This window comes from Streptomyces geranii (assembly GCF_002954775.1).
In the GTDB taxonomy this organism is placed as follows: domain Bacteria; phylum Actinomycetota; class Actinomycetes; order Streptomycetales; family Streptomycetaceae; genus Streptomyces; species Streptomyces geranii.
The window spans coordinates 143,293-154,563 of sequence record NZ_PJME01000007.1; the positions used below are offsets into that span (position 1 = coordinate 143,293).

Here is an 11,271-nt window from a genome sequence, read left to right on the forward strand (position 1 = left end):
CGTTGGAGTGGATCCGGGTTGCGGATCCAGAAGCCGGCGTGGCTGATGATTTCCAGTTCAAGTCGGGGCCGCGACGCCACGCATTGCAGGTGAAGTGGTCGCAGCCTGCCGGGTCGTTCACATGGAGTGACCTGACGAGCGGAGAGGGCGAAAAGCCTGGTTTGCTGACACAGCTTGCGGCCGCATGGATGCGGTTGCGGACGTCCGCTCCGGAGCCTCTGTCCGTCCACCTGTGCACGAACAATCACGCGTCGAGCGCGCAAGCGAGGGGTGCGGGCCCCATTGCTCGCGCCAGGGCCACCGGCACTCGCAGTCTGGCCACATTTCTGGCGCGCTCTTTTGAGCCAGTACGGCTGGAGATCGCGCAAGGAACGGTGCGGTGGAGCGATCTGGCCGAGCTTCCGGAAGTTGTCGACTGGGCGCCGGTCTGGGAGGCGCTACGCACGCTCACGAAGCTGAGCGATGGCGATTTCGTAGCCTTCGTGGGTGACCTGGAACTGAGGTTCGGTCTCCTGCTCGGAGATCCTCTCCTCCGTCCTGATCACGAACCGACTGACGGTGAGGTTGCACACCTGGCGCACACTCTTCAGGAGATCGTGCGGGACCCGGCACAGCCCGTGGAGTTGAGTCGTGACCAGCTGATGGAGCGCCTGGGCTGGCAGGACCGGTTGCGGTTCCGCCATCCCCACCAGTTCCCGGTCCCGACGGTGTACACGACGAACGAGGTGGCCCGCCAGGCTCTGGAGGGCCGGCTGCAGCGTCTGTCGGGCGGATACCTGGCACTGGTCGGCCCAGCCGGCTCCGGCAAGTCAACACTGCTGGCCAGCCTGAAGATGCAAGGATATGTGGCGCGTTACTACGCCTTCGTGCCCGACGCACCCGACCCTCTCAGTAGCAGGGGAGAAGCCGATAGTTTCCTGCACGACGTCTCTCTCGCTCTGCAGGAAAGCGGTCTGTATCGACACGGAATCGGCAACGATCTGCGTACCCAGCGCTTCGTGCTGGGCGACCAGCTCGATCAGGCGGGTCAACGATGGGCGACACGCGGCGAACGGACCATCATCGTCGTGGACGGCCTCGATCACATCCCGCGGGAGCAGAACCCGACGCGTTCTCTGCTGGAAGAACTCCCCAACCCAGCGGCATTGCCCGATGGCGTCTTCATCATCCTCGGCACCCAGACCACAAGCATTCTCCCGCCGCCGGTGCAGGCTGCCTTGGAGGAAGAGGACCGCATCGCGATCCTGCCTCCGCTGTCCGCCGAGGAAATCGAGTACCTCACCAAGGCAGCTGGCCATGGAGACTGGTTGTATCCCGGTCAGATGACCAAGGTCGTCGACGCCAGTGAAGGGCACCCCCTCGCCCTCACCTACCTTTTGCAGGAACTCGGCGCGCTGGAAGCCGGCGAACCCGACGAAGTAGCGCGACGTCAGCTGGCGGACAATCTGCTCGCTGACGCATCGCGCTACGGCGGCGATGTCGCCGCGCGATACCGCGGCTACTTCCAAGCCATGCGAGAAGACCGGCAAGTTCTCGACCTGCTGGGCATGGTCGCGCGCCTGCGCGTACCGGTGAACCTGCGCTGGCTATCGACCTGGGCCGACCAGCATGCAATTTCCGCGTTCGCCGATCAAGCTGCAACGTTCTTCCACAAGGCCGGTGATGACTGGCGCTTCATCCACAACAGCTTCCGACGCTATCTCGCAGACGCCACGGCTCACGTCGTCGGCATGGCTGAGGAGGAGCGTGAACGCGGGCTCCATATGCAACTTGCCGACGTGTGCGCGAACTCCGGGGCCGAGTGGAGCCTGTATCAAGACGAAGCAGTCGTACACCTTTTTCTTGGCGGTCAGCACGACCGCGTACTGGCTCTTGCCACGCCGCGAAGGCTGCGGCAGTCTCTGATCGATCTGCGGCCCCTGGCCACGGTCCGAGATCACGCGCTGCTTGCGCTGCGCTCCGCTAACCTGCTGGACGATTCGCAGGCCTTTCTGCGCATGCTGGTGTTCCTCAGAGAACTTCGGCTGCGCGAGATGGTCCTGGAGAACGAGCCTCTTGCGGTCGCGGTACATGCCTTCGACTCACGGCTGGCTCTGGACCACATTGCCCGGGGCGGACGACTGCGGATCACGCGGAAGGCGGCTCTTGCCCATGCCGTGACCTTTGTCAACAGCGGCAACGTGGATGCGGTACAGAGAATCCTGGGTGCCTGCGGTGGCCTGGCCGGAATCGCCAGCGAAGAAGATCCGTCGCCGGACGCGGTTGCCGATTGGGCCGAAGTGACATGGAACCTCTCCGGTCTCGACGCGGTACTGGTCGAACTCGACCACCAACTTCCCCATCCTCCAGACGACGAGAATGAGTCGGCACTCAGCACCGAAGTACCAGAAGGGCCGGCAGATGACGAGGCAGCGAGGTCCTCGCGGCGAACGCTGCTCCGAGAGCAGCGGGACCGGCTGGAACGCGAGGCGAGCACGATCAGCTGTCGTAGCTTCGTTCATGCACGTTGCCTCGATCTCCTCATCGAGACCCGTGACGAGGCGGCCCTCGACGCCTTGACGGCCGTGATCGATGCCGAGGCCACGCCCAGTTGGCGCGCCCGAGCCCGCTACATGCGGGCCCAGGCCGCATCAGAAGACCGAGCGCGAACCGAGCTTCTGCGATGGGCGCGCGAAATCATCGCCATCAACGCGCAAGAAGGGGACGCGGACGAGGAGGACGATGAGGAGCTGCCGGCCAACGGCTCGGCCCCTGCTGTACACCTGAGCATCCGGATCGCCACCGCCGAACTGCTCGTCCAGAACGGCTTCAACAGCGCGCCCGAAATCGATGAACTCGTGCCCCCCGGCACCGCCGTTGCCTGGCCATCCACCGTATCCGGGCAAGAAGGCCTCGCCCCCTTCCGGACGCTGATCGGGCTCAACAGACTCCGGCACGTCCATCCGGATCCGACACAGTCGGACCCCATGCCGACCTCAGACTGGACATCGCGGGAGGCCGGCAACGAGCGTTTCCGGCGAGCACTGCGCGTCCTGGCCCAGATGGAGGGACAGCGACTTGCTGCCTCCGCCGGTCTCGGAGACCCGCCCGATGTACCAGCACAGGCGGATCCGATCATCCGCCTGCTCGAAGTACCATCCGAGGAAACCCGTGACTGGACAGGCTGGTACATCGTTCGCGACGCTGCTCTTGAGCTCTTCGGCAGGTTAGTTGACCTCGCGGCCAAACAGCACGGCAGCGCCGGACTGCAACGCCTGGTGTCGCGGTTTGACACAGCCTGGGCGAGCGAAGAACGGACCGTCTACTGGGCCCCCGAGCGCAAGCAGGCCGTCATCGAGGCTGCTCTCAAAACTCACTCCGACGCCCATTCATGGGCCGTGGACCAGCTTCAACGGCTCGATGCGGTGATCAACGACTGGTCCTCCGAACCGCACGGCAGGGTGTCACTGCGGCTGGCGCAAGCGCGAGCCTGGGCGCTCGCTGGCGACGAGCAGGCAGCCCGGCAAGCGACTCGCTGCGCGGTAGACACGTCGCTCGGCATCGACGCGAGCGATCATGACCGGCAACTCGTGGAGTGGCTCGACTGGCTGGTCACCGCTGCAGATGAGGGAGACATGTCCCCTTCTCAGTTCACCACGACGGTCCTCACCTACGCTTCGCGTATCTCCGCCGCTGACGCAGGCCGTCATGCCTCAAGCGCCGCGGAAAAGGTCATCGCTTCGGCCTTTGCCCGTGATCCCTCTCTAGCCTGTGGCTTGGCTGAGTGGCTGTGCACAACGGGAGCGCTCAGCGAAACGGACGCTGTCCAGGCCGTGGTGCTGGCCGCTTGCCAGCACCCAGACATTTCTGTGGCGGACAGCACCGCTGTCGCGGTCCATCTGCTGTTCCCGATCACGCTCGAGCCGACTGAGGAAATCGCCAAAACCGTACTGGCCCGCAGGACGGAGAGCTTTGCCGCCGACGCTGTGACGGTGCTGGAGCGAGCCCAGCAACTCTGGACCGTCAGGGAATTGAACCGGGACGTCACCGAACAGACAATCCACGAAGAGGCCATCGAAGAGACGCCTACGGATATTCGAGATGCTCCACCGGGCATCCAGACCCTGGGCAGCCTGCTCACGGCACTTCGAACTGCGGCAACAGTTGCAGAACCTCCGCCGGAAGGCTGGGACCAGGCCGTCGAGCAGGCAACCGCCACCATCACCTCCACGACTCCGGCCCAGGCCCGTGCTCTGCTGGAGCAAGCCGGGCGCTTGCGCCTCTCAGGATCAGCACTGGGCAGACTGGCAGCGCTGGCTGCACAATCCGGCGAACCCGTCAGGGCCGCGGCCGCCCTCAAGGACGCGCTCAGCCGTACCCCGGCCTATGGATGGATGCGCTACCACGACGGGGGAACCAGGCTGGCCATCCTCCACGCCGCACTCCGCTTTCGGCACCCCACCCTCGTGCGACTCGCCCGACAAGACCTCGCCAACGCCTTCATCACCGGGTCGTTGTCCGCGCAGCTGTCGCCTGACGACATCCGAGAAATCACCCAACTGGTCACAGAACCAGGAACCGTCGCCCGAGCCTGGCCCGACATCGAGGCCTACCTCGATGAGGTAGCACCCCCTGCCACCGAGAGCACGGACATCCCTGCACTTCCAGCAGCAGCGGTCCCGGCGGTGGAGGCGCTGGCACGATGGGTTGCGCTGTATCTCGGCCACCCCGTCCGCTCTCTCGACTTCGGCGCACGACGGGCACTTCAGTTGCTGAGCACCCGCCACCAGCCCGTGATCCAGACCCTTCTCGCCGACACCATCACACAAGGCGGATGGGCGTGCGAGGCCGCCCTGCTCACCCTGATCACCACACCCGAAGGCGAACGGGCAACCGATGTGTCCGCTGAACTCGTCGTCGCCCTGCAGGTCGCTGCGACCGAGACCGACGGCATCTCCCGAGACCTCGCTCGCCGTTTCGCCCGTCTGTACGATATTGAGCTGGAGAAGCCGCCGCGCCGAGCCCGCCCTGCCGCGTATGGCCTGACGCTTCCACCTCTTCCCGAACGCACGGTCCCGGAAGAGGACCGGCACGGGACCCCGCACCTGGATCCGCACAATCCGCGTCACATGCTCGGCCCGTTCGACGTTGCCCTTCAGATGCTCTCCGGCATCTCCGGGCTGGAGGCCTCGGCGGTACTCCACCGGGCCGCCTCGGTCGCCAGGTTCAACACGGATCGCTGGACCGAGGGAGGACATCACGCTCACGCACAACGTCTCACCTCACGTCAGCAGCGCCACAGCTATCGCCCGTGGGCGTACATGGCCGGCCGCCGAGCCCTCGGCTCCGTACTAGGTGAGCTATTTGACGCATGCGCGCTGGGCGACCCGCCGTCACTTCCTGCCTACTACTTCGGTTTCGTAGACGAGCAAATCGTCACCGTTGAGCCGCAGCCGCTCCCAGCATGGTTGCCGCCGATCTGGAGACCAGAAGGAACTTCCTCCTACGACGTCGACAACTGGTGCGCCGAAGCAGGAACAGCCGTGGATGAGTACCTTCGTTCATACGCCGAGGCCAAACCCTACGTGCTGGCCGAACATGGAGAGTGGCGCAGCCTGGAATGGGGAAGACCTGAAGAAGCACGCGGTGTCCACACAACTCACAGCGACGTGCTCAATGCAGCCTTTTACCTCCCCGAGCGCCGAGCCTGGGAACCCTTCCACGCCGAATTCGACCGGTACCCGGCCAGTCGCAGCCTCGACTGGGCGGACAAGGAGTTGGTCGTCCACGGCTACGAAGACTGGACGGACGCTCGGCACAGAGAATGGCTCGCGCTCCATCCGGTCGTCGGCGCCGAACTTGGATGGCACCATGACCCACGCGAACTCTTCACTTGGAGGGGAGAGGACGGCCAGTGGCGCGCACGCACGGTGCTGCTGGTCCGGGGACAGCTCAGCCACCAGCCACCACGGCACGTGACCTGCACCGAAGCATGGCAGGTTCAATTGAGTGAGACGGGTTACGCCGAACTCAGCAGCGTATTTCCGGAATTGAAGCGAACCCTGACGGTGACTCGAACATTGCCTGCCAGCAGACGGAAGGGTCGCCCCGAAGAGACGAAGACAAGTCGCAAGCAACTGGCCACAGACGCCTGACAAGCCGATTGGGCCAGGCCGCCATCCAGCGCTCTCAGGGAGTACCCCGATGCTGCTCTGCGGGGGTGGCAGCATCGTGGGCATGTCGAGATCCTCTGTGACGGGGAACAACATGATCACGGCGACGGTGAGCACAATTGTGCCGCTGCCTGCCATGGCACCGCCATGCGCAATGGATTGCCGGTTCATGGAGCAGCCGCAGAACGACGCCCCATGCAAAGCTGAACGCGGGCAGAAGGACACCGAGCGATAAGGCCAGAACTGCCAGGAGCAGCTCGCGTTCGGTGGCGAGGTCCGAGGCAGTTTGGCAGTGAGTGAGTGCAGTACGGCGGTGTTGATGCCTGGCCATGGCTATGGCGTTTGTCTGCCGCATTTCCGCGAGATGGGGGCCGATGAGCTAGCGTTTCCGCTTCGGCTTGTTCTGCTTGAGCTTTGTATTGCTCGTCTTGCGGGGCGGTCGCATGGCGTTGGGATGGATCGTTCGCTGCAGGTCCGAGGCTGGCCGCAACGACCTCATGGTTGCGGTCAGGGACGCGTCGAGCGGTCCGATGTGCCCGTCGTAGAAGACTTCGCGAAGATCGCCGGTCGATTCGTCGTACAAGAAGACGACGCCTCGCGGGAGATTGAGCTGGTGCTTCTTTACGCGTACGTAGTCCGTGACCCGCTGCTGGGCAGCGTCAGGGCTTTCGCCGGCAGGACGAGTGGCCCAGGCGAAGAGCCATCCTTCGGCTGGGTCGGCACTCGCCGTGATGGGGACGGTGATGCTGCGGCCTTGGCCGTTCGGCGATGGGTTGCTGACGAGCTCTGCGCCGTAGCGAGCGAACTTGTGCTGAACGGTATGGCTGCCGGACAGCAGTGTCGCCCCGATGCTCAGCCAGCCCGTGACGTTGCGCTTCTGTAGTTCATCGACGAGGGGCGCGGTTGGGGTCGCCGCCATGTGTGGTTTGAGGGCGGATGCAGGTCCGGAGCCCATCTCATGCTTCGTGTGGAACCACTGGTCAAGAGCATCGGTGCGGCTCGTCACGATTGTTGGCTGCTGCGAGCGGTAGCGGCGCAACTCGGCTGGCGACGGCGCGGGGATGAAGGGGAACGCGGTGCGCACCTGCGCCGGATCAGGCTCAACCCAAAGGCCGGCCTCGAAGAAGTGCAGGAACAGATCCAGTTCGTCCGGTGCGCTGAACATGAGGGTGACGTTCGGGTTGCGACGTCGGCGAAGGTAGAGCAGGAACTCGGCGGGGCGATCGACGAGTTCGGTGATCAGTTCAAGGTCGTGCAGTGACACAGTCCAGGGGATGTTGTCGGCGCTGAGCAAGTCGGCCCGCACCAGCTCTGCGGTGGCGGTGAGCACAGGCGAGATGTCATCGAGGCTGACTGCGATCGTGTGGATCTCGCGGATGTGACTGAGGTCTACCCACCCCTCCTCCTCGATGCGCAGGCCTCCGTCCTGCTCGATTCTGTCTCGGATCCGGCCCGCCTGCTCAGCAGCTTTCGTGACGATGCCGGTCAAGTCATTGCGGATCCGTGTCTTCTTGCCGCCGCGGGACAGTGCACTGAACGCGACGGCTTTGTCTTCGACGACAATTGCGACGTCGTCGACAAGGACAAGATGGTCGCCCTCGACGCGCTTGGTGTACTTCGCCGGGTCAGCGTTGGCCGCCTCGGCGGCGTTCGCGGGCACGTAGTACTCGAACCCGTCCCGATAGTGGGCGCCGGGCAGCACCCGCCCCAGAGCGTCTCGGGTACGGGACTCGAGGAGGTCACCACGATGCTTCGCGTATTTGTTCCATGCCGTCGACGTCTTGAGATGCTCTTCCAGATTCTCCCGGACGGCGAACACGTGGAGCCCTGGGTGGGGCAGCATGACGCGTTCGTCGCTTCCGATGATGATCGGCCGGGTCCGCAATGGGTTCTGGCCGGCGGTGAACGCATCGACTGCCTCCGCAGGCGTTGTTCCCTTCAGATCCAGTCGGAACCGCTCGACGACCGCTTTGACCCTGTCCCGAGTGATGCCGGTATGTCTGACGACGTCTTCGACTGCGACCGTGGCCTCGTCGGCCTCAGGCTCGAACATCCTCATGAGGCTGGACCGTGCGAGGTCCATGACCCCTTCGTCGGCTCGCCCGGTCTCAGTGGACGCCATCGCTTCAGACACAGAGTCACGCATCGCGTCTATGCGATCGTTCAGGCCCACCATCTGGAGGTCATGGCACGCGTCGAGAACCGCTAGGGCGTCACACGCGTCGAAGCCGAGCTCGGCGACAAGGGCCGCCTGCACCTCCGGGTCACCGTCCAAGAGCGCGCGGTTGGTCTCTTCGACCATCTCCGGGTAGGACGAGTTCCGCATCCATACCTCGCCCCCCTGGACGAGCAATGACACCAGAGCGAGCTTGTCGGTCGCATCCGCAGCGGCGAAAGAGCGCAGCTGAGCCAAGTGGAGAAGCTTGGCGATCTCCTCCCGCGCCGTCGATACGAAGTGGCTCATCTCCTGCTCTGCGACCGGGGCCCGGGGGGAGGCTGTGACATCTGCCGCCTCTTGTGGAGGCACGAGAGCGGTCAACGCTAGTAGTTCGAGTGGCGCGGCACTGGATTCCGCGGTGACCGGCATCATTCCTGCGGGGACCAATGGCAAGAACGCCAGACGCGCCACCTCGATGAGCCGGATCGGGTCGAAGTGCCGAACCTTCGAAGCAAACTCGGCGACTGCTTCGTCGAATGCTTCACCGACAGCTACCGCAGGGTCGTCGCTCGCGTCGAACTTCCCCATGAGCGCCATCAGCGAGGCCCAGGAGTCAATGATCACCTTCGCGTGCGGGTCGAACACCGGTGACACCGCACCAGCGTGACGCTTCCGCTTCTTGCGTGCCTCATGACGCTTCGTTCGAGAACCCACGATGCAACCTCACCACACATCGAGGATGACGGGCCAACCGTTTCTGACGCTGGTGGAAGGGCTCGTAGTCGCGGATGCTCGGAAACGGAGTGACGAACAATCGCGGATCGTGCCTTGTCGTGCTCGCCGTCGATCCGCGACTTCTGGCCCCAAGCGGCGAGACACCGGGGCGAAACCCAATTGACCAGCTGGGCGGGGAGGGCTGCTCATGGAGCCTGCGGCTTGAGCGGGGTGAGGTCGGGTGGGTAGCCCTTGGCGCGGAGCCAGATGTCGAGTGCGGTGGCGACGATGTCGCCGTGGGGTGTGCCGTGATCGGCGTTGTAGCGGCGGATGCGTCGTTGGAGCTGGAGGACGTCCGGCACCGCGTAGTTGAGCTGTCCGCGATTGATGTGGCGGTTGGCGATGACCGCAAGGGTGTCGGGATGTGGGGTGAGGGGATCGGCGGCGGGTTGGGACTGGGCTTCGAGCGCGTCGGCCATGTCACGAAGCCGTCGGGCATGGTGGGAGAGGTCGGGCACTCAGGCTCCTCCAGCCGGTTTGACTAGGCGGCTAGTTAGTCGCCTATTGGGCTATTGAAATAGTCGGCGGAAGGGGCGGCCGAGTAACTCAGCCAGCTGGCGGCCGCCCCTTGCGCACTGTGGCGTGTCAGAAGCCGCGGGCGGTGAGCCACTCGTCCAGCGCGACCGAGACGATGTCACCGATGGGCAGGTGATCGAGTTCGTTGTCCAGCGCGAAGCGCTTGAGCCGCCTCTTCAGCCTCAACTCCGCGGGGATCGACGAGTCGAGACTCTCGCGCGTGATGATGCGCTGGTTGAGTACGACGGCTGTCTCGGGGATGTCCTTGGGCCGGCCGGGTCCCTGAGCCCACGGGGTTCCCTCGCTGGGTGCCGCCTCCGATCGCGTGTTCTGCTCCTGGTGAGACCCCGGAACATCGCTCCTCGCCGGGAAAGCCATACCGCCCGGGACCGGAGAAACGGCTGGCCGGACGGCAACCTCGGCGGTCGGGGACACCCGAGCGGTCGTAGAGGTGGCCTGGGGCAGACCCACCTGCGGAACCTGCTCGATCGGTTGCGTGGACTGAACTATAGGTATCGCGGGCTCGGCATCGGGAGCCACGAACTGCTCCTGGGACTGGGATGAATTCCCAGAGGGAACCGGCTGCCCCACGGCATCTACTGCGGCCAGCTGGACGGCCGGATCCTGGACAGGGCCACTCGCTGCGACGTCGACGGCCGGCGGCACGTGGGGTGGTGGGCCCTCCGAGAGCGTCCCGCTTGGGTCGTCCTGCTCCGCAGTCTCCACGGGGGCAGTGGAAGCGCGCTGGGCTTCGGACTTGTCGGCGGCGAGGCGGCCTTCGCCCAGGGCTGCGGTCTGTTCGGCGGCGAATTGCTCAGGTGTGAGCTCGGCGGCCGGCGGAGGGGGCGGTGGGGTGGTCTTCTTGGCCCCGCCCAGGGCACGCCCGCCCGCGCGGCGAGCCGGCGGCTTCAGCCGCTCGTTCTTCTCGCTCATGCCTGGGTCAGCTCCTTCATCAGGTTGGCGTACTCGCTCAGTTCGGTGGGGATCTCGCCGAAGGCCTCCATGTAGTGGACCCAGGAGTGGATGGTGGTGTCGGCGAGCGGGAACGCCTCGTCGCGGTCCGGGCCGATGCCCTCGCCCTCGGCGGGGGCGAGGAGCTGGTCCTTCGCGCGACCGGGCAGGCTGGTGCGGTCGTCGGCCTTGACCATGACGACGTGGGCGGTGACGCCGTGTTCGTTGCGGGCGGCGGCGCGCTCGGCCTCGTCGAAGGTGGCCACGAGCTTGCGGCGCTCGATCTTGGTGGGGGCGACCGGTACGAGCAGCAGGTTTGCCTCGGTGACAGCCTCGTGGAAGATGCGGGCGCTGCCGCCGCCGGCGTCGACCACGATCGCGCCGAACTCGGCGCGCTTGGCCCGGATGTACTCGGCGATGTCGTCGAACGGGTACCGCTCGACAATCAGGTTCTCGGGCATCTCGAAGCCGGCGGCCTGGGCGACCTTGAACCAGTCGTAGGCGGACTGGCTGGTGGCGTCCGCGTCCAGCAGCAGGGTGGGCAGGTTGAGGACGACGGCGTAGTAGAGGGCGATGAACCAGGCGGAGGTGGTCTTGCCGGTGCCGCCCTTGAGCATGCCGACCACGATGACGAAGGCGTCCCAGGCGCTGGCCGCAGCAGCGGCCAGGGTCTTGGTACGGGTGTTCTCACTCACGTGTGCTTGATCTCCTGAATCGGGA

At 65.1% G+C, this 11,271-nt stretch carries 5 protein-coding genes; 1 reads left to right on the top strand and 4 read right to left on the bottom strand.

Translation table 11 applies throughout. From position 1 onward, the window contains the following. The first annotated feature begins 38 nt into the window (after positions 1-38). The gene (locus CW359_RS12880; RefSeq protein WP_157968532.1) at positions 39-6,134 is read left to right on the top strand and encodes an ATP-binding protein; all 6,096 of its coding nucleotides are present in this window, start codon (positions 39-41) and stop codon (positions 6,132-6,134) included. 397 nt (positions 6,135-6,531) lie between these two features. Here CW359_RS12880 and CW359_RS12890 read toward each other — a convergent pair whose 3' ends face one another. From CW359_RS12890 to CW359_RS12905, 4 genes are all read right to left on the bottom strand, one after another. Continuing rightward, positions 6,532-8,964: a preprotein translocase subunit SecA gene (locus CW359_RS12890; RefSeq protein ID WP_232838372.1), complete on the bottom strand. Its 2,433-nt coding sequence runs from the start codon at positions 8,962-8,964 to the stop codon at positions 6,532-6,534. A gap of 266 nt (positions 8,965-9,230) precedes the next feature. Continuing rightward, positions 9,231-9,542 (bottom strand): hypothetical protein, encoded by a 312-nt coding sequence (locus CW359_RS12895; protein ID WP_105970034.1) that lies wholly within the window; start codon positions 9,540-9,542, stop codon positions 9,231-9,233. 127 nt (positions 9,543-9,669) lie between these two features. Then, a complete protein-coding gene (locus CW359_RS12900) occupies positions 9,670-10,533 on the bottom strand; it encodes a hypothetical protein (protein WP_105970035.1) in 864 nt (287 codons plus the stop codon). Beyond that, a complete protein-coding gene (locus CW359_RS12905; protein ID WP_105970036.1) occupies positions 10,530-11,246 on the bottom strand; it encodes a ParA family protein in 717 nt (238 codons plus the stop codon). Before CW359_RS12905 ends, CW359_RS12900 begins: the two co-directional genes overlap by 4 nt. Between the last annotated feature and the right edge of the window lie 25 nt (positions 11,247-11,271).